The organism is Chitinispirillales bacterium (genome assembly GCA_031254455.1).
Lineage (GTDB): Bacteria > Fibrobacterota > Chitinivibrionia > Chitinivibrionales > Chitinivibrionaceae > WRFX01.
This window is the reverse complement of the sequence record JAIRUI010000038.1, coordinates 1-20,213: the sequence shown is the minus strand read 5'-3', so window position 1 is coordinate 20,213 and position 20,213 is coordinate 1. Positions and strand designations below refer to the sequence as shown.

The 20,213-nt window shown below is 41.6% G+C and carries 18 protein-coding genes, 1 tRNA gene and 1 other RNA gene; 3 read left to right on the top strand and 17 right to left on the bottom strand.

All coding sequences use genetic code 11. The annotated features are described in order from the left end of the window. The 4 genes from LBH98_02815 to LBH98_02800 all read right to left on the bottom strand — a co-directional run. Positions 1 to 443: formylglycine-generating enzyme family protein (locus tag LBH98_02815; GenBank protein ID MDR0303688.1), on the bottom strand; the 443-nt coding region annotated here is incomplete at its 3' end. A 24-nt stretch (positions 444 to 467) separates the two neighbouring features. Continuing rightward, a complete protein-coding gene (gene dapF, locus LBH98_02810; GenBank protein ID MDR0303687.1) occupies positions 468 to 1,277 on the bottom strand; it encodes a diaminopimelate epimerase in 810 nt (269 codons plus the stop codon). Further along, positions 1,270 to 2,550: a trigger factor gene (gene tig / locus LBH98_02805; protein MDR0303686.1), complete on the bottom strand. Its 1,281-nt coding sequence runs from the start codon at positions 2,548 to 2,550 to the stop codon at positions 1,270 to 1,272. Before tig ends, dapF begins: the two co-directional genes overlap by 8 nt. A 35-nt stretch (positions 2,551 to 2,585) precedes the next feature. Then, a tRNA-Leu gene (locus LBH98_02800) sits at positions 2,586 to 2,667 on the bottom strand. Between the two features lie 128 nt (positions 2,668 to 2,795). Between LBH98_02800 and LBH98_02795 the strand changes: the two genes are divergently transcribed. The 3 genes from LBH98_02795 to LBH98_02785 all read left to right on the top strand — a co-directional run bounded on the left by LBH98_02795 (position 2,796) and on the right by LBH98_02785 (position 5,178). Then, on the top strand, positions 2,796 to 3,506 hold the full coding sequence (locus tag LBH98_02795; GenBank protein ID MDR0303685.1) for a 1-acyl-sn-glycerol-3-phosphate acyltransferase: 711 nt from the start codon (positions 2,796 to 2,798) through the stop codon (positions 3,504 to 3,506). Next, positions 3,503 to 4,651 carry a glycosyltransferase gene (locus tag LBH98_02790; GenBank protein ID MDR0303684.1) on the top strand — a complete coding sequence of 383 codons (1,149 nt, stop codon included), beginning with the start codon at positions 3,503 to 3,505 and terminating at the stop codon, positions 4,649 to 4,651. Before LBH98_02795 ends, LBH98_02790 begins: the two co-directional genes overlap by 4 nt. Before the next feature lie 71 nt (positions 4,652 to 4,722). Next, entirely contained in the window at positions 4,723 to 5,178 is a 456-nt protein-coding gene (locus LBH98_02785) for a hypothetical protein (GenBank protein ID MDR0303683.1), read from the top strand. 338 nt (positions 5,179 to 5,516) lie between these two features. Here LBH98_02785 and rnpB read toward each other — a convergent pair. The 13 genes from rnpB to miaA all read right to left on the bottom strand — a co-directional run. Next, positions 5,517 to 5,862: RNase P RNA component class A (gene rnpB, locus LBH98_02780), an RNA gene on the bottom strand. Positions 5,863 to 5,872: 10 nt separating this feature from the next. Continuing rightward, a complete protein-coding gene (locus tag LBH98_02775) occupies positions 5,873 to 6,652 on the bottom strand; it encodes a hypothetical protein (protein MDR0303682.1) in 780 nt (259 codons plus the stop codon). Next, positions 6,646 to 9,288: an Ig-like domain-containing protein gene (locus LBH98_02770; protein MDR0303681.1), complete on the bottom strand. Its 2,643-nt coding sequence runs from the start codon at positions 9,286 to 9,288 to the stop codon at positions 6,646 to 6,648. Before LBH98_02770 ends, LBH98_02775 begins: the two co-directional genes overlap by 7 nt. Before the next feature lie 40 nt (positions 9,289 to 9,328). After that, the gene (gene rpsD, locus LBH98_02765; GenBank protein MDR0303680.1) at positions 9,329 to 9,943 is read right to left on the bottom strand and encodes a 30S ribosomal protein S4; all 615 of its coding nucleotides are present in this window, start codon (positions 9,941 to 9,943) and stop codon (positions 9,329 to 9,331) included. Between the two features lie 292 nt (positions 9,944 to 10,235). Then, a complete protein-coding gene (locus LBH98_02760; protein MDR0303679.1) occupies positions 10,236 to 10,751 on the bottom strand; it encodes a hypothetical protein in 516 nt (171 codons plus the stop codon). Between the two features lie 17 nt (positions 10,752 to 10,768). Continuing rightward, a complete protein-coding gene (locus tag LBH98_02755; protein MDR0303678.1) occupies positions 10,769 to 10,969 on the bottom strand; it encodes a hypothetical protein in 201 nt (66 codons plus the stop codon). 160 nt (positions 10,970 to 11,129) lie between these two features. After that, complete coding sequence (locus tag LBH98_02750; GenBank protein ID MDR0303677.1) at positions 11,130 to 11,291, bottom strand: 4Fe-4S binding protein; 162 nt, start codon at positions 11,289 to 11,291, stop codon at positions 11,130 to 11,132. Positions 11,292 to 11,408: 117 nt separating this feature from the next. Continuing rightward, positions 11,409 to 15,701, bottom strand: a complete 4,293-nt coding sequence (locus LBH98_02745) for an InlB B-repeat-containing protein (protein ID MDR0303676.1) — start codon at positions 15,699 to 15,701, stop codon at positions 11,409 to 11,411. A gap of 105 nt (positions 15,702 to 15,806) precedes the next feature. After that, the gene (locus LBH98_02740; GenBank protein ID MDR0303675.1) at positions 15,807 to 16,799 is read right to left on the bottom strand and encodes a hypothetical protein; all 993 of its coding nucleotides are present in this window, start codon (positions 16,797 to 16,799) and stop codon (positions 15,807 to 15,809) included. Beyond that, positions 16,796 to 17,677: a hypothetical protein gene (locus LBH98_02735; GenBank protein ID MDR0303674.1), complete on the bottom strand. Its 882-nt coding sequence runs from the start codon at positions 17,675 to 17,677 to the stop codon at positions 16,796 to 16,798. The genes LBH98_02740 and LBH98_02735 overlap by 4 nt, the downstream gene beginning before the upstream one ends. Next, on the bottom strand, positions 17,664 to 18,005 hold the full coding sequence (locus LBH98_02730) for a hypothetical protein (GenBank protein MDR0303673.1): 342 nt from the start codon (positions 18,003 to 18,005) through the stop codon (positions 17,664 to 17,666). The genes LBH98_02735 and LBH98_02730 overlap by 14 nt, the downstream gene beginning before the upstream one ends. Positions 18,006 to 18,007: 2 nt before the next feature. Then, complete coding sequence (locus tag LBH98_02725) at positions 18,008 to 19,468, bottom strand: extracellular solute-binding protein (GenBank protein MDR0303672.1); 1,461 nt, start codon at positions 19,466 to 19,468, stop codon at positions 18,008 to 18,010. Further along, on the bottom strand, positions 19,465 to 20,213 hold a 749-nt coding region (gene miaA / locus LBH98_02720), incomplete at its 5' end, for a tRNA (adenosine(37)-N6)-dimethylallyltransferase MiaA (protein MDR0303671.1). The genes miaA and LBH98_02725, both read right to left, overlap by 4 nt.

The window sequence follows — 20,213 nt, the reverse complement described above, 5'->3', positions numbered from 1 at the left end:
CTCTTATTACCGCCGCGTGCGGCAAACTCCCATTCCGCTTCTGTGGGTAAGCGTCCGCCTACCGCCTTACAAAATGCGTCTGCGTCGTTCCAAGTTACTTGTTCTACAGGTTTGTTATCGCCGCTAAAATATGACGGATTATTTCCCGTTACCGACCGATATTGCGCTTGTGTTATCGGGTATTTGCTTATCCAGTAATCTTTGGTGAGCGTTACCTGATGCTGTGTTTCATCGTCATAACGCTCGCTCTCGCTTTCAGGGCTGCCCATCATAAACGTTCCCGCTTTTACAAGAACGCATTCTATTCCCGCTATCGTTTTGGTATCACTTGCGTTGTTACCGCTGCCGCCGCCCGTTTGGTTGGAACAATTTACTAAAAACCCACAAAATAATGCGGCGACCGTTGCGTTAAACACTTTAATTAAATCTTGAACCGTTTTCATAAGAAATCCTTTCATTATCCGAATTCACTCAAAACATTCGTCGGCGATTTCGCCCGCAGCGATTTTTTGTACGCCGCCTTGAATAGTTGCGTTAAAATAAGCGTCAAACGAAACCGATAATTTCCCGCCGGGCATAGCGACGTATATCTCGTTTTCACACAAGCCGGATTTGTAAGCGACAGCCGCCGCCGCCGCGCCGCTGCTTCCCGAAGCAAGCGTATAGCCCGCGCCGCGCTCCCAAATTTCTATTTGAACGTTATTTTTATCGACGATTTTCATAAATTGAACATTTGTGCGGTTGATAAATCTTTTGTCCGTCTCTATTAACGCACCGTATTTTTTTGCGATTTGCGGAGAAATTTCGTCAAGAACTATAACGCAGTGCGGATTTCCTATATTTACGCCGCAAAAAATAAATTCTCTGTCCAAAACGGCGATTTTTTCGTTCATCGTCTCAAACAAAACTTTACCCATTTCGACTTTTACGGAATTTTTGTCGATAACAGCGGCGTTAACAAGTCCGCCTAAAGTGGTTATTTCAAATCGTTCGCCTAATTTCACTAAGCCGTTATCAAACAAATAACGGGAAAATATACGCAAACCGTTTCCGCTTTTCTCGGCTTGACTTCCGTCCGGATTCAAAATTTTCACGGCAAACCCGCCGTCCCGCGATTCATCGACCAAAATTCCGTCGCAGCCGATACCGAAATGTACGTCGCAAATACGAACTATTTCGTCGCAGTTCAACGCGCCGAATTCTTTTTGGACGACTATATAATCGTTTCCAAGCCCGTGATATTTCGCAAAAGGAATACTATGCGCAAAATTACGCATCGGAGGCCGCGTCTTCCCATTTTGTTTCGCCGATTAAACAATCAAGCGTTTTGGTTATTTTCAATTCCTCGCGTATATGCAGCGTTTCTCCGCTTTTGCGCAACGACTCCTTAAACTTGTCGAAAGGATAATTATACGTCTTTGCGATATTTTCAATGTAAGCGTCAACTTCCTGTGAACCGACCTTGATTTTTTCTTCTCGAACGATGTAATCCAAAATACGGTATCTGCGGATATTCTTAATCGCCTCGTCTTTTCTTGTTTCGAGATATTCTTCAAGCGACGGCTGCGGGTTTTTGGCGTCGTAATACGGGCTTTCGTTCTTACGAAGATTTTCTATATAATACTTTACCCGTCCGTCCGGAACAAAAAACTTGTTTGCGGAAAGCAGTTTATCTATCGCTCTTTCGCAAGCCGCTTCTTTCTCTTCGTTTTTCTTTTTATTTAAAAGATTATCTTTGATTATAACTTTTAATTCTTCTTCGTTTTTTGCGGCGACGCCGATCTGCGCAAAAAATTCTTCGTCGAGCGGCAAAAGCGTCTTGGCTCTCACCTGCACAATTTCTACGCTTGCAGAACCCGGCTTGTTTGAATAATCGGCAATCGGATAATTTTCGGAGAAAACAAACGAAATATCCTTCTTATCGCCCGCTTTTAAGCCTGTCAATTCCGTATTCAATTCCGCAAGCGGAGCGTTTCCGACTTCAATATTCAGAGGAGCGGGAAGTTTATCGGTTTTTTCGCCGTCAATCATTACGTTTTCGTATTTAAGCGACACGATATCGCCTTTTTTCACCGGCTCTTTCGTTTCGTTTAATTCCGCTCTCTGACTCTTAACCGATTCAATTACGGCGTCCACCTCGCCATCGTTTACTTTTACTTCATTGACTTTAACGCCTAATTTCTTGTAATTCTCAATTTTGATTTCCGGATCGATTTCAACTGTCGCCTTAAAGGAAATATCCGATATTTCTTTTATATTAACGTTCGTATTATCAAAAACCGGATCTCCGGCAGGATTTATTTTGTTATCTTCGCAGGCTTTATAGAAACTTTCCGAAAACAATTTTTCCGCCGCTTGCATAATCAAACTTTCACCGTATCTTGAAATTATAATTTTTTCCGGAACCTTACCTTTTCTAAATCCTTGAATGTCAATATTCTTTTTTACATCGTTCAACGCTTTGTTAAATTCTTTTTGAACTTCTTCTTTTGAGATTTCAATCAAAATCGATTTTTTCCACTCGCCGACAGATTCCACTTTTGTATTCATTTTGCAACGCCTCCACAATATCGTTTAGTTGTTTATGCGAGTAGAGGGAGTTGAACCCCCACATCTTTCGATAACGGGTTCTAAGCCCGTCGTGTCTGCCGATTTCACCATACTCGCAAAAATAAGGTAGAAAATACGTTTTCGCCGCAGTGTCAAGCAAGACTTATATTTGTTTTCTTTTCGGCGTTCTTTTTTGAACCGGTCAAATAATATTTTCTGCGTAAACAGTGAAAGGATTTAGGTATATGTTTAACAAAGTTATATGTTTCTTATCGTTTTGGGTTTTTATGTTATACTGTCTTATTATGCTTGTCCCGTACGTTTTGACGTTTATTCCTTTTTTGAGCGGAAAACGGCAACATTTGGTATATTTTATGCAATGGTTTTGGTCGCGCTACTGTATTTTCATAACGGGCGCAAAACTCAAAATCAGCGGAGAAGAAAACATCCCTAAAGACAATATTTACTGCGTCGTGTCCAATCATCAAGGAATGTTAGACATTCCGATACTGATGTCGATATTTCCTTGGACGCTGGGATTTATCGCAAAAAAAGAACTGATTTTTTTTCCGATATTGAACTTCTGGATGATGGCTGTCGGATGTATATTCTTGGATAGAAAACGAACAAAAGCCGCTATTTCCGTGTTCAAAAAAGGCGTAGAACTGCTCCAAAGCGCACATCCTATAGCAATTTTTCCGGAAGGGACGCGAAGCAAAGGGAAAGCGGTCGCCGAATTTAAATCCGGCGCGCTAAAATTGGCGCAGAAAGCGCAAGCGCCGATAATACCCGTTTCAATCGACGGCAGCGCTATTCTTGAAGAGATAAATTTATCAAAAGAAGTGTTTGTAACGATCCATCCAAAAATCGAACCTGCCGAAATTTCCGATTTGGATACGGCGTCAATCGCTCAAAAAATTCGCAAAATAATCGTTTCCGCGATGAGGCAAAATTGATTCTCAGCGCTATAATTCTTTCTTCCGTTTACCTTGTACTGTGTTTTTATCTGTCGTGCGGACTAAAAAACGCCGAAAAGAAAACGCCGGTTAAAAATACGGATAAAAATGTAAGCGTAGTCGTTTGCGCAAGAAACGAAGAGAAAAATATCGCCGAACTTTTGGATTGTCTGCTTAATCAAACTTATCATAGAAATAAAACCCAAATTATCGTCGTAAACGACCGTTCAACCGACAAAACCTTTGACATCGCGCTTTCGTATAAAGATAAATTTGAAAATTTTCTGCCGATAAACGTCGAAGAAACGCAAAACAAAATTTCACCCAAGAAATTCGCTTTTCAAGAGGGAATGCGCCGCGTCAACGGCGAAATCGTAGTCCAAACAGACGCCGATTCGTTTGTCCCGCCGGACTGGATCGAAACTATTATTGCGCCGTTCTTCGACGAATCCGTCGCGCTCGTTCAAGGAATAGTAAAATATCGTTTTGAAAAACCGGTTTCATTTTTTTTAGAAAAGTATCAAACGCTTGATTTTCTTTCACACGGAATCGTCGCCGCAGCCGGAATAGGTAAAAATATTCCGCTAAACGCCAACGCGAACAATTTCGCTTTTCGCAGGGAAGCGTACGAAAATTCCGGCGGATACGGAAACTTAATCAACGCGGCGGGCGGCGACGACGGGCTTTTGATGCAAAAAATTTGGCAAAGCGGCAAGAAAATATGTTTTAACGCGGATTGCGTCGTAGAAACCCGTCCCGAGTATTCTTGGAAAGATTTACTGAACCAGAGAAAAAAATGGGCTTCGGAAACGCGGTTTTATCTACCGAAACAAAGCGCAGTTTTGTCCTTGATTTTCATATTTTATTGCTTTACGCTGCTGTCGCTTCTTTCTCTTCCCGTAATTTTTATGCCGGTGCGAAACTATTTTATCGTTTTTTCTCTCTTTGTCGTAAAAATACTCGGAGAATCGCTTTTCATGTACAAAGGATTATTGATTTTCGGAGAAAAGAAACTGTTTTTTCATATAATCTGGGTTTCGCCGATAAACTTATTTCTAACGGTATATTCGGTTCTTTCGGGAATTTTCGGAAAATTCAACTGGAAAGGCGGCGAATTCGCTTCAAAAATAAAACTCCCTCTATAAAAATCTTTCCTTGACTTCCTGAAACGACACAAAGTATATTCTTCGCGAAATTAACTTAGGAGGTTTTGTTTATGAAAAAATTTATATCTCTAGCGGTTTTTGCCATTCTCTTGTTGGAAGGATGTGGAAGTGATTACGGAAGCGATTGTAAATGTAGTAATCACGGAAGCGATTGTAAATGTGAAGATAATAATAACGAAAATACATTTCCTTCAGAAGTTGAACGATACGATATTTCTGAAACGTCTAATATTTATGGGAACGTAACTAAACAAGCGGACGGCAGTTTTAACATAGTCGTACAGGATATTTCAGTTAAGGCTAACGGTGCGATTATATTACAAGTTAATCATTCAGAAATTTTAGCTAATACCGCATATTCAGTTCAACCTATCAGCGGATTTGGTTATGCTTGGGTAGTTTTACCCGGCGCCGTATCTAACGGCAAAATATATATTCATATTTGGATATTAGGAACTTCCGGTAACTTGAACGGGACAATTAAAATGGCGACTAAAAATTTGTAAAATGTTTTTAGATATAATCAGGGCGTTACAGGGACTTATATTGTCAATCAAAACAATTGTTTACCGTTGTATTCGCGTCGAACACTGATAGGTATCTACAAAAATTTCACTGATTTTTATTTATTACCAAACAGGATATAGAAGCAGAACAACCGTAGAGGGTGTTACTCCTATTTAGTAATAAATCAATTTGATGATATTCGGGTATCCCCCGTTATCATCGGTCTTGGTAATCATAATATACCATATATTTGCAATAAATGTCAATAAATATTATTATACAACGACAAAAGGAATTGAAATTAGAATAAGAAATCACAAAGACGAATAAATAAAAAAAGAAAAGAGAATCTATAAGCCGAGTTCTGTTCAGGCTTTCGCCTTTGGCAGCCATTTATCTAAGCGACCTACCCGAAATAAAAGAAGCGAACAACTTCATCCCTAAGGATATTTCGTATTTGGTCTTGCAACGGACGGGGTTTTCCTTATTCGCTCGTTACCGAACAAAACGGCGGTCTCTTACGCCGCCTTTTCACAACTCACTCCCTTTTGAGAGCGGACTATTCTCTGCGGCACTTTCCGTCACGTAAAATACGCGCCCGAATTTTCATTCGGCGTCCCGTTCTTTGTTGCTCGGACTTTCCTCATTCGCATTTAAGCGAACGCGGCCGCCCGATTCTCTTTTCCAAAAAAATTAAGGCGTCCAATCCTTATCGGAATTTCCGTAAAGACGGTTGGTTATCGCTCCTATAGTCAAGTTGAACGACGCGTTTCTGATTGCGGGTTTTGTTCCGTCAAACGCATCCGCTCCGGGAAATAGACAAAGTTCGATTGAAAAAAACGGAATATGTTTACGTACGGGAATTTTTGGGAACATATCAAACGACACCCATCCTCCAAAAACATCTTCGTTACCCCAAGAGCCGCTTTGAGTACCCGATACCTCTCCGTTTTTACCGACTATTTCAAAATATTTCGCGCCCAATGAGATATATCCGAAATTTTTTACGCGAAACGACAATCCGCCCGCTCCCGTAAAATCCATTCCGCCGTAATATGTTTCGTTTTTAGTTTCGGAAGAAAACCATAAGGCTCTTACAAATCCTACAACTCCTATAAGTTCGTTAAAATACGGCGTCGCAAATTTTGCATGAGTACCTCCGGCAAACCCTATTTTCCCGTCAAATCTATATTGCTCGTCATGAGTAAAAATTTTCACGTTTCTTTCGCCGAGGTCAAAGCCGAAATTTATAAAAGTTATCGGAGAATAAGTAAAACTCGCGTTAAACCCTTGCAAAGTGACGGTAGCCCCCGAAATCGACGGTTTATACAAATATCCGCCGTACATATCGTAGGATATCGCGGTGGCAAACCGCGCCGAAGGAACCGGCGTCAAAGGATAAGCGACGCCGCCGCCATACGAAAACACGACTGCGATAAACGCAAATAAAACAGATAATTTACGATTTACCATAAATTTAATTTTCCTTTGAACGGGTTAAAGTAACTAAAATCACCCTCGACAATCGGTAAAGGGTTAAATACGACAGAATTAGCCGACCTGACGCCTTTAACTTCCGCCCAAATTTCGACACAAAGGCGCAGGGCGTCGTCTTGTCCGTAAGTAAAGCGATTGTTTACCAAACCGCCTTTAGTCAGAACGGTTTTTTCAATCACAAACGCGGTTGTCGGAGACGGTTCCGGCGTTCCGTTGCCTTTCCAATCAACATCGATATCCAACGGCGAAGAACCCTTTTTTCTCGCCGGACGGTTATTCGCGTAAGGGTCTTGCCACGGCTCATATAAATCAAGAACGCCGTTTTTGTTATAATCCAAGAAAAATATAGTATCACCGGCGTTCACCTCAACGCCGTTTGATTTTATCATGCGATGTGGCGCTGTAGAACGGGACAACCCTCTATATTCCGGAGCGGCGGGGCCGACTTCGTCGCTTGTCCACCACGGCTCAGGAAATTCATATCCCGGTTCTGCAACTAAATAGCCGCCGCTAAAGACACATGAATCGCGCTTGCCGTTACCGTTTATATCAGAAAACGGCGAACACGGCGCAAAACTGGTGTCAAGCGGAAATACGGCTATCTGTCCGCCTCTATAAAGCGGATATCCAGCCCCGCCTTCTCCGGCGTCCCAAATATAATTGAAATTATAGTCGTAAACATTTCTTATATAATAGCCGCTTCCTACGGAATAAACTTTTTTATCGTCGCTTATACTAGGCATTCTCTGCCAAAAAGCGATACCCGTTATTCTCGCGCTGAAAACCACCGGAGTGCCGTCGGGAACCGGATTGCCGTTAATGTCGGCCACTAAAACCGCCAACGGAACGGAATAAACGGAAGAACCTTTTTCAAGGTTTCTTATGTCGCTTGTTAAAGTAACTTTGGCAACCGAGTTCGCTATAGTAATCTTAGCCGTATCTTTTGAAGCGACTCCGCTGAGAGAAGCAGCGACTATTTTCACGCCGTGCTGGCTGCTTGTAGTCGCACCGCTCATAAATTCTACTACCGCCTGACCGCTCTTATTCGTCACCGCATAGGCTATGTTAAGCCGTTCCTGCCCGCCCGGGCTTGCTATTACCCTAAAATAAATAGACTCTCCGGCGCGCAAGTTACCGGAAGAGTCGTAAGCGGTCGCAACAATCTGCGCAAAGTCCCCGTCGGTAGTTATAACTTCCGGAGACGCTTCAAGCGTCAAACGATACAGTTTGCCGGCGGATATATACACGGTATGAGTAAAATCCGTAATTTCACCGTCTTTATCCCTTACGGTAATCGAAATAAACAAATCGCCGGAATATCTCGGATTTACAAGCGTAAGTAAATATGAACCGGCGGCATCCGTAGTCGCCGATATAAAGCTCTTTGAACTGTCCGTTCCGTCAACTATCGCGCCGCCGGAAACAGAAACGGTAAGCGCCGCTCCCGGTATCGGCGTTACCTTATCGCTTCCTCTATAACTTATCTTCAATTTTGTAACATTTGTAATATTTTCACTGCAGACGACAAAATTATTAAGATTATCTGCAAATCCAACGGTATCCACCTTAATAAATTTAGACGAATAGTTTATTACGACGGTATCCTTAACGCCCACGGCGGAAATTACGATAGTATCGTGAAGTTTTGACTTATTACCGTTGCTTATCAACAAAGCCGACGCTTCGCCTTTGTTGTTGGTTACGCTGTCTTTTGAAACAACTTTAAGCGTTGACGTATCGCGCGGAATAAAAGTTATAACGGCGTCGTAAATCGTTTTTTGTAAAGCGTCTCTTAAAAGCGAAGTAACTTCGATGGTATCGGAACCGTTGGGAATTAAACTTGATTTTCCGTTTGTATGAGAAGTCAAAACCATACCGGTAAAATCGACGGGAACGCTTGCGGAAATTAAAGGGTCGGATATAAGTTGCGCGGTAACCAAAGCCTGAACGTTTCTTCGAGCGCTAATCAAAGTTATTTTCGCGACGCCTTGAGAATTTGTAGTTACCGGAGAAGGCGTTACTATTATTCCGGAAGTCGTCTTGAACGACACTTTATCGCCTATAATCGCCCCTCCGTTCGTATCCAAAAGAACGGCGGAAATCTCTGTAGAACTTACTCCGTCGGCTTTTATCACATACGGGTCGGCGACAAGCGTAATTCTTCTTTCCACATCTTCGGGTTCGGACGAAACCGTAATCCTTACGGTATCGGCAAGCGACGAATATTTAGCTATGACGACATATTGATAAGTATCTAAACCTTCGGGCAAATCAGCCGAAAACGCGGTAAACGCCTCCCCTTTTTCAGAAGTGAGAAGCGTCGCATTATCCAATTTCCCGCCGTCTTTGACGCCGCCGTCTATTGAGATTTTTACTTCTACGTCTTTTACGGGAGACGCGGATGCTGCGTCGGAGTCTTTAACTTTTAAGACTTTAACCGTAATATTTGTCTTTGTTCCCGCAAGCACCGTAGTCGATTGCGCCGTCAGTTCCAGCGTCGTTTTAAAACCGTCGGTATCAATCCGTCCTATCAAACCGGAACCGTCTCCGATTCGGCAAGCGCTCATAACAAACGCCAGCGCCGACAAAAACAAAAAAATCAACCTCTTCATAGCCGCCCCCCCTTTAGACAAGGGAATTTATTCCAAAACGTTACTTTGAATAAAGTTCCACTATCAAATGTACGTCCGCAATCGCCGCGATGTCTTGTTTTTCGGGAAGACGTTTAATTATTCCCGACAAATCCACTTTGGAAAATTCAAGCCAATCGGGCAAATTTCTCGATAGATTATCCGCTACAAGCGCCTGTAAAAATTTCTTGGTAGATTCCGACGCGGCGATTGAAATTTTATCGCCGACGGAAACCAAAAAAGACGGAATATCGACTTTTTTATCGTTTACGCGTATATGCGCGTGATTGACTATCTGTCTCGCCTGTGCGCGCGTCTTCGCAATACCTAAAGCGTAAACTACGTTATCGAGACGACGTTCGAGAAGAGAAAGAAGATTTTCCCCTGTAACGCCTTTCATATGTTTAGCTTTGACAAAAGTATTACGGAATTGTCTTTCGTTAAGTCCGTATGCAAAACGCAATTTTTGTTTTTCAAGCAATTGAACGCCATATTCAGAAAGACGTCCGCGACGATGTTTGATAGGACCGGGCGGATTTGGTCTTTTGTCTAAAAGACGTTGATATTTTTCATTTCCAAACACATTCGCCCCTAAGTGACGAACAATTTTACCTTTTGGGTCAAGATTCCGTGACATTAATCAGCTCCTAAAAATTAAACTTAAACGCAATAAACAACTTGCCGCGGTCATTTATGCCTAAAAACAATCTAACGCGATTCTAAAAATAAAACATGTACAAATAAAAATGCTGCTATTTTCAAAAAGTTTTCTTTATATTTATTAAAAAGATTAAATTCTACCTTCAAAGTAAAGCCGCTAACGTTCGGTATTTCTTGTTCAATTCCTTGCCAATTTTAGTTGATTTTTCTGTAACATACAACCGCATAAAGTGAAAATTTAAAGAATGCTTACTCGAAAAGAATAATTTCTATTTTTGGGCATAATGCAATAAAATATCAAAAACAAGTCCTAACGTTTCTTGGTTAGTATGCCTGTAAATAATTGAGTATATTATTTCTTTTCTTATTTCAACAGGCACTTGTATATATTTTAAATTCAAATAATCAAGAGCGGTTATTAACGGAAAATACACGTTAAATTTTTTTATTTTGCAATTATCAGAGGAACATTTTAAGCACGCTTCACACAAATGAAATATTTTTGCTTTCGTCAAACGATGCAAAATAACTCCAGAAATTTTACCTTGACTTGGGCGATCTCCTCCTATAAGTTTTTCTCTTCTTTCCAATATGAATTCAATATCTTTTAACGCTTCAACAACCGCTCTGCGAAGCGTTCTGTCATCCGTATAAACTAAAGGTTGCTTATCTCTATTAGCAAACATGCCACATCCTGCAGAGTGCTGCATTTGTTCGCTCCCTGCTTTTTTACACCTAGTAATTATTTCTCTGCCGATATCTTTGAGAGTTTGGGGATTGATCATTTACTACTCCTTAAATTTTACGTTAACGCCGCTATATCTTCTATAAGGAGTTTTCTGCTTTCTTCATCTTGATTCGCTTTACGAAATATTTCCAATTGCTCTTCAAGCGGATACTGCGAAGTATTTATCGGCTTTTCATTTATATCGTTTTTTTCCGACATAACTACGTTGTAAAATTCTTCATCCGTCATGTTTGACGCTTCAACATTACTAATCATATTACCATAACCTCCCAATAAGTTATTTTTTTAAGATTAAATAAGCAAATTTTATTGTCAAACACAAATAAAGCCGCCTATACACTTTAAAATAGGTAAAATAGTATTTGTGTTTTTAAAAAATTTAAAAAAACACAAAAAAATTAAATTTCTTCCTCTTTCACTTTATCGCCCCAAGCGGACAAACGTTTTTACATATTTTACAGTCGATGCACAAAGCGGCGTCGATAACGGCCGTGTCAGGCATAATAACGGCGCTTTTCGGACAAACCGCAACGCAGGCTCCGCATCCGTCGCATTCTTCTTTGTTTATTTTCGGCATATTTTCCGCGCTTCCTTTCACTATTGTATTGTTCAGCGGTTTTTTCTCAATAAAAAAATATCTTTCCCCCGCGTAAAAGCGAAAGAAAGATATTAAAACAAACCCCAAAACACTTAACTACGGACAAGTTCCCAAACAAGTCCAATTGATAGAGTCGTTGTCGGGCGTAGTACTATTGCTTGTATGATAACCTTTTGACTTGAATACATATGTAGTTCCCCCGCAAACATATTTCACTCTTTTATTACCCTCATAAATAACGGAAGCACCGCTCCAAACCGTAGATATAGTCGAACAAGTTTCACCCGACTCGCCTATAAAAGAATTATTAATGACATTCGTACCACACCCTCCCGGTATCCAAATCGCATAGAGCGTAGTATTCGTCTGAGTAAGCGTGTACGGGAACGAAACAGCGACAGTTCCGCCCGAAGTTAAAGACCAGCCCGCAAACGTACTTCCGGATTTCGTCGGATCAGACGGCTTAGACAAAGACGAATTTGTCGTTCCCGTAATATTGCCCGGACAATTCGACGCTCCGCTTCCGCAGTCAAACGTAACGTTATATGTCGTCGTGCCACCTCCTCCTGCACAAGTAATCGCCGACCACCGAACATACGGATTATTTTCCGGGTTGTAAGGTCCTCCGCTATTGTGGGATGCATCATGAGCATCTCCACCCTCCGTATATTTATAATAAAGTCCTTTAAATTTAACTATATCGCCAGTACAATAACAGTTCCACCCCCCATTACTGCAATTATACGTATGTACGCCGACACCCCATTCACCTTTGTAATTCGGATCGCTCTCACAGCCGCCCCCCACTTTAACCTCGACCGACAAATCTATCTTATCATAAGTCAAATTATCGCCGCATGCTTTCGGCTGAACGGAAAAGTTATAAGTTGCGACAGACAAAGAAGAAGGTATGGAAACCTTGCCGTCGGCGTCACCGACTTTAATATTAGGCGACCCGCTCACTTGATTCCATCTAAAACCTCCGCCGCTAAGTCCTTTTAACGTTCCTATATGCCCGGTTTTACCTTGAGAAACCGTAAACTTTTTGGCGCCGGCATCATAAGACGCTCCCGAAGCGGCTTCAGCCGAAAACGTACCGCTGAAATCACAGGTTTGTTGAACTATAATCGTAATAGAACCGGACGCTTTATCCTCAGGAGAACAGGCGTACGCTTCAATATCTACCGTATAGGTTCCATCAAGGATAAAACTTGGAACATTTAATTTGACTACGCTTGCGTCGCTTGACGATATTGTAATTGTTTTGGGCAAGATACTTGGCGAGACGTTCGTCACTCTCCAATTAATCGTCGTCCCCGTAGCCTCTTTCACATTATGCGAAACACTTATATCCCGCGCACTGCTATTGTCTATCGTAAACGACTGCGAAGCGTTAATTCCTCCGGAAAGACCGCAGGTTAAAACTTCGACCGTCAAACCGGTAAAATCTTTATAACAAGAAGTGTTAACCGTAGGCTTAGATTCGACTCTGACGGTAAAAACATACGTTCCGGGATTTGCGGAAGAGATTATTGAAATATTACCGTTGGAAGGATTATTTATACTAAGCGCGCCGCTTGTAGGTCCGGACATCTGCGTAAGCGTATAGGAAAGCGAAGAAGGTCCGGTAATTCCGCCGATAGTTCCGACTACTGTAGCGCCTTTATTTATTTTAAAGCTTGTTTGCGTAGGAGTTCCGCTTATATCGCATGGCGCATTCCCGACATTTATCGCGACGCTTCCTGTTTGCGTCGATACGGTTCCGTCCGGACAAGCGATAAACGCTTTTACCGGCAAATGATACGGAATCGTTGACGGAGCGACCGAACTCATATACACTGTTCCGTCCGGATTTACACTGAATCCCGCAGGCGGAGTATCGCCTAAAGCGTATTTCGGCGTTAGAAGCCCGCCGGCGACCGACGCGCCGCTCAATCGACCTGCGTACGTATCGGTTTCAATAACCGATTTACTCGAATTCCCGTCTATAAGAGGGGTAAAAGTAAGCGTCGGGCAATCGGCGAACGTAACGTTTAGACTAATCTCGTCCGTACGAGTTTTATCCGACTCGGTGGAACTTGCGTCCGTAACCTTAACGTTGATTTTATAACCGGGCGATGTAAACGGAGACCCCTGTTTTAGCGTCAAAACGCTGTCGTTCACCACTTTAAAGTTAGCCGCGTCGGCTCCTCCTGCGATAGCGTACGAGTAAGTCGATAACGCTTGAATTTCGTAATCGCTGCATCTTAAAGTCCCGACAGTCATATCCGACGAAGCGACATCTATTATTCCCTTAGTAAGCGTTTGGTTAAGATATACGAGGCTTGGCGTTCTATTGCCCTTACCGAAATCTATCAAAAATTCTTTCTCTTTTACGATACCCGTCTGCGCCATACTGTCATCGACTCTCACTCTTATCTTTAAGGTGACAGGCTCGGTATTATCGGTTCCGCCGCCCCAAATCGCATCCGCCGAAACGTCAAGATACCAAATATTATTTACTTCAGTCAATTTGAATTTTGCGTTATCGTCGCCGCCGGTTCCGGCGACTAAAGAATACGTATATGTACTTGCCGCCTGGGTTTCAAAGTCCACGACGCCAAGCGTTCCTATTCTATCGTCTTTGTATTTCGGCAACACAGAGGAAGAGAGCGAAAGAGTTATATCCGACGGATTTTTATTTTTTGCGGCTAAACCGCACACTCCTAAATTTTCATACCACTGAGGATCTGATAACCTATCAAGGGTATAGCGATTACCCTCATCATATTCGCCGCCGACTTTAAGAACCTTGTACACATTATTGTTATACTTTAAAAAACGCCCCAGCGGATAATTTTCGTTGTATTGGGAACCTGTAGACCAGGCGTCAAGCGTATCGCAATTATACCCGGTCATTTCTTCGACCACTTCAAAAACGAAAGTATTTTCCACCGCCGCGCCGCCGTTGCCGTCTTGAAGTTCTTCCACGTTTTCAACTCTGACTTTTATCGACAAATCCGAATCGGCTTTGTCCGCAGGAATGTCTTTGGATAGGACAAGCCTTGCGGAATCCGTAAAAAGAAACGCCGTCGCGCTTGCTTCCATAAACCCGTCAGTCGCCGCCGACAGTTTGAAATACGAAATATCGCCGCCGACAAATTCGAGCCGACTGAACCTAAACGCGTCTTTAACGTTGGGATCGCTGACTACGATTCTTCCCAAAGGAGTATTTTCCACATCGACTTCTGCGGTAATTTTCCCCTGCTTCCCCGCCGTCGCCGTATAAGCGGAAGGATACGCGTTCATATCGACGCCCGTAGGCGCTTTATTAACCTCCGTAATACTTATACTTCCGCCGCCTGGTCTAGTATCTCCGTTTTTAGTCGCAGAAAATTTAAGGGTATAATCTCTCCGAAGGTTGTAATCGACGACAGGAGTGACGCCGGTTTTGAAAAAAACTTCGTTGCCGGCTATTAAAAACGTATCGGAAGGTTCGACCGACAGGTGAGCGTTGTTAAAATTTCCGGAATAAGGGCTTATATCGCCGACTTTATCGCCGCCGCCCCAAGGAGTAACGCTTGACAAACCTGGAACCCTGTATTCAAAAAAAGGAGATATCTGAGTAAAGTTAATTTCTGGTGCGCCGGAATTTTCTACAAACTTAACGACTATGACAATTTGCGAATTTCCCGTTTCTTCTTTACAATTTTCCCCTTCGACGTTAAAAGTAATTACTTCGCCCGCAGAAGGCGAAAATATCGTCAATTCTTCCGTCAGTTTTATCTTCCCTGCTAAGATGTCGATTTTATCCGCGTCCGCCCCCGAAATAATAAAACGTTTTATAAGATTTTCTTCGCCGAATGCGGCTTCTATCTTACATAAATCCATTGCAGGAACGCTTACCGCGTCTTCGTCGATATAAACGAAAATATTTATCGTGTTTGTACCGCTCGGCGTAATAACGGTGTCGGCGCCTCTGTCTATTATGACAAGCCGATTGGGAGCCGGGGTGTTTTCGTCGCACAAGTTATCGGGATCAAGATAACCGAAAATCGTAACCGTATCTCTCGGCGCCGAATTTCCTCCAAGCCACGCTCTGACTTTTAACGGTATGGGACTACCATCGCCTACTTCCCAATATCTGACGTATATACTGCTGTTAGGCGCGGCGAACTGATCCTGACCGCTTGAATTTCTCTCGACTAAGATTCCTTCTTGAGAAGTCAATTCGTTCATTTTCGCCTTTGCCGCCATAAGCGCGAAATCCGCTTCTCGAGCCGCCGACTGCGTCCTTATGGAAGTCGTTATAACCGAGGTCAACAGTAAAACGACCAGCGACAAGCCGACCATCGCCACAATAACTTCCACCAATGAATAACCGGCCTTATTTTCAAATAATTTTTTCATAAGAACCATCCTTTTATCGTTTTTCGTTTGAAAGAAAGAATCGCATTACGGTACATAATAAAATATATAACAAAAAACTTAGTTTTTCCCGTTTTTCGAGAAAATTTACTCTTTTGTCAGCGAATTAAACGTTCTGGCGTCAGAATTTGATAAATTTTTCTTGTCAATAACGTTGTGCGATTCTGAAATTTCATTTCGAATTTCTTTGGGGAATTTACGCATTCCGGACATTTTTCTCGCTTCCTCCAAAACCATAACCGCGTTATGAAACGCGCCGTCTCGAAGGTATGATTTTGATATAAAAACCGCCGTATTTATCGCCGAGAAATCGTCTTTTGCGGCAAATTCATAGCGCATTTTCGTCCAAAGCAAAAATCTGCTTTCCGGATATTTTTTAAGAAGTCCGGGCAATATTTCGTTTGTTTTTTCCAATTTTCCTTCGCGCACAAACACGTCCGCCAACACCATTTCGGCGGCTCTGTTCATAAATTTTGCGGACTTTACGCACTTTTCTAGAGCGGCGATTCCATTTTCGGAATTTTTGGGTAGCCAAAAAAGCACCCCTAATCGCCTTCTTAATTCCGCCTGCGCGTAATTATAAAACCCAAGATAATATTCTACGTCGTAATTTTCGCCGTCGCAGGAATTAGCGGCTCTGAGAACGTCAAGAGACTTGCTTCCCGCGTTTATACCTGAAGCGTATTTCCCGCCGATGAGCATAAACGAAGCGTTAGTTGACATCAAAAAACCTTTTATCATAAGTAAATCGCAGTTATCCGCTTCGCTTTTAAGCATTAAATTTACTTTTTCCATACCCTGTTCGTAAATTTTATTAAATTTTTCTTTATCGACAATTTCGTCAAAATCAAGCGCTTTCAGTCCTATGGAAGCGAGTGAGAGATAATAAAAAAGCGGTTGATCGGGATTCTTTCTCAACAGTTCGTCGGATAATTCGTACGCTTTGTCAAATTTACAGTTTACCAAAAGATCGTTTAATTCAATCGCAATTGAGTTAATTTCGTTGTCGATTTTATAATTTTGCGCCCAAAGCGCCGTATAAACCGCCGTGACAATTACGATAATTTTAATTTTTGTCACGAATTTCTTCTCATTTTCTTCTCATAATATTTGAGTTGTTCGGCGTTATCTTTTTCCCCCTGTATTTTCATGGAGATTTTCACGGCGACCGCTGTTTTTTCGCTTTCTTTTTTAAGAGAATTATACGCCTCGTAAAGCGCCCATAAAGCGATTGAATTCGTAGGATATTTTTCTAATACGCCGTTCGCTATGTCTATTACTTTCTGATATTTTTTTTCGTTGAGATACATCTCCATAAGATCGTAATTTACTATAAGTTTTGTAAAAACTCCGCTTACTCTTATCGTTTCAAGGTTTGAAAGCGCACGAGGACGATTATCTCTAACGTTCGGCATCCACCAAAGCAATCTGGCGTTCGCGCCTACCCAATAGTCATATACGCCCGTCCCGTACAAAATATCGCCGACATCGTTTTCGTTCAATTCTCGAAAGATTTCCATCGACCGCCAAGCAAGTTTTAACGAAGATACCAATCGTCCGTTAACCCTCTCAAAATTCCCTTGCACACCCATTACCGCCGCAAGAAAAAAATCGTTCCAGGCGTTTTTACCTTTGTTCTGCTCGCCGATAGAAGTCCCTTTGCTACATGCCTCATAAAGTTGTTTTTCGTAAATGTTTTTTCTCAGGTAAAGCATTTGGTAATGATAAATAGCCGCTCTTAAAAAGTACCCCGCCGGACTGTCCGGATACTTTCTTATCACGTCGCTTGCGACATTTTGCGCTTCAACGAATTTTTCCGCAAATACCAAATCTACGCACTTGTTTCCGTCTTGAACTATTCTTGCGTCCGGCATATCGGCGAATAAAACCGGCGCGTACACAGCGACGGAAATAAACAAGAACCGAAACGCCTTTTTCATTTTTTTAATACGATTCATATTTGTTATAATACCGTTCCCATTTCAAATACACCTTATCAAAACGATACCTGCGGACAATTTTCTGTTTTATATCTTTCAAAAAATAAAAATAAACCTCCGCAAGATACTGATATTGCCCCTCTTCGTATTTATCATACCTCACAAACTCATAATACGGATTTTTCAAAACGGCGGTCGTATCGACTCCGTCTATAATTACCGCCAAATCGTCTTTTAATATTACTTCAAGCATACCGCGCGTAGTTTTTTCACTTAACCTGACGGCGCAAGAAGTAAATAATATAATAAATATAACAACAAAAAAACAATTTTTCGTAAATTTCAATTTTATTTTTCATCCTTCTTTGAATAATTTTGTTTTATAAGCGAACGAACAGAATTTTTATTTATCTCGTTCGGCTGATACGACACATCTTTTATAAGATCGCGCATATAAATATAATTATCGGAAACTATCGAATCGTTTCCTCCGTTCAAAGGTAAATATTTCGCGTCAAAATAATTCATAGTTTGACGAAGCGCGGCGGCGGTATAACCGTCCCCAAGCCATTTTTCTTCATAAATATTTTGCAGATTCATAAGCACGTCCTCGCGTACGGGAATGTCGCCGAAACGAACCGCGTCTTTGGTTATCTGACTGCGATTATTAAGATATTGTAAAAGAATATACGCCAATTCTTTTTCTTTAGCGTCACTAGGTATCCCCCAGTAATAGCCTTTAAGCGCACTTATTCTTGCGCCCTCAAAAGCCAAATCTCCGTACTCGTCTAAAGTAAACGGCACAATTAAAGGAACAAGCGCGATTCCGACGTCGCTCGCGTCGGAAATATAAGGTCTCATATTCGATTCGTCCGTGCCTTCCATAATATTAAAGCAGTCGTTCTGAGAAAAATACGCCATAAAAATTTCACCTTTTCTAAACGCATTGTAGATGTCTGCGGGCAAAACTTCTTTTTTATACGAAAGCGGATTAAATATTGAGTATTTACCGAAGACCATTTCCCACAAAAACACCTCCTCAACCGCGTCGCCCGACATTTTTTCAATATTTTCCCATTTTGCACCAAGAGCGAAAGCGTTATAAAAAAGCATGTTCATCCCGTAATATCGTTTTGCGTCCTGCAAAAGAATACGTCCGGTTTTTTCCTCTTCGTTTTTGTATCTTTCTTTCATCCAGATATATCCTATGACAAAAATATCATACATATCCCACTCATTTGGGTTTTCATTAACGGTATAGCCGCAGGGAAGCCCAAAGCCGTTCATAATTTTCAATACGGCGTTTATTTCCTCCTCATAATCTGCGTATTTTTCTATAGCGGCGGCGACTTTCGATTTAACATAAAATAAAATCGGAACTTCAATTTGATTCGGATAATAATAATAGACGCCCTTTACTTTTCCTATGTCTGAGAATCTTTCATTGTACGACGCCGCGTCAAAGAGCAGGACATGAGAAGCGACAATATCGGATAACGGCGCAATCTTACCGGATAAAGCCAAATCTCGCATAATTTCAAGAGGAACGGAAACAAGCGCCGTACTCGAAATAATACTGTCTTGAGAAAGTAAATCTTTTAATTCTTCGTTACTTTCATAACTCTTCAAAATTATTTTACATTTGTATAATTTTTCAAATTTAGGGAATACTTCGTCGTATAAATATCTTTGCCGCGCCGGAACGGAATTTACAATAACGACTAATTGTTTACGCGATTTTTCGTTAACGCAGGAAAATACGGTCAAAATACAAATCACCGTAAAAATAAGAGCCGAAGTTTTTTTCATTTCGATTCCTCCATCAAACTAAAATATAATCCGGCAATCGTCTGCGCAATACTTTGCGCATCCCAGCGCTGATTTTCGACGTCGATAAGAAAACTTTCCTTCTCTTTGTTTTTTATCCAGGTTATTTGGCGTTTGGCGAAATTTCGCGAATGTTGTTTGATTTTATCCACACAATTCAAAAACGTTTCTTTTCCGGCGCAATAATCGTCAAATTCACGATAACCTACGCAGTTTCTTCCGGGTACGTTTTTGCCGGGGTATTTTTCGCAAATCGATTTATATTCCTCAAAAAGTCCGTTTTTAATCATTAAATCGACGCGCCCGTTTACTCTATCATACAAATTTTTTCTCTCGCATAACAAAACAAATACCAAAAATTTCTCGTTTTCCGTTTTTTTCAATATCGAAGGATTATCGTTTGCGATCTGTAAAGCCCTAATAACCCTATACGTGTCGTTGGGATGCAATTCCACCGCTCTCCGAGGATTTTTTTCAAACAAAATTTTATACAATTCTTCGTTGCCGTTATTATCGCGGTATTTCATAAATTCGCTGCGAAGTTCGACGTTTTGCGGAGACGAAACGTCAAACCCGAACCTCATTGCGTTCATATAAAAAAACGTACCGCCGCAAATTATCGGTCTTTTATTTTTCTTTCTTACGGTTTCAATTGATTTTCTGCAATCTTCAACCCACCGCGCCGCAGAATATTCTTCGTCGGGCTCAATTATATCTATAAGATGGT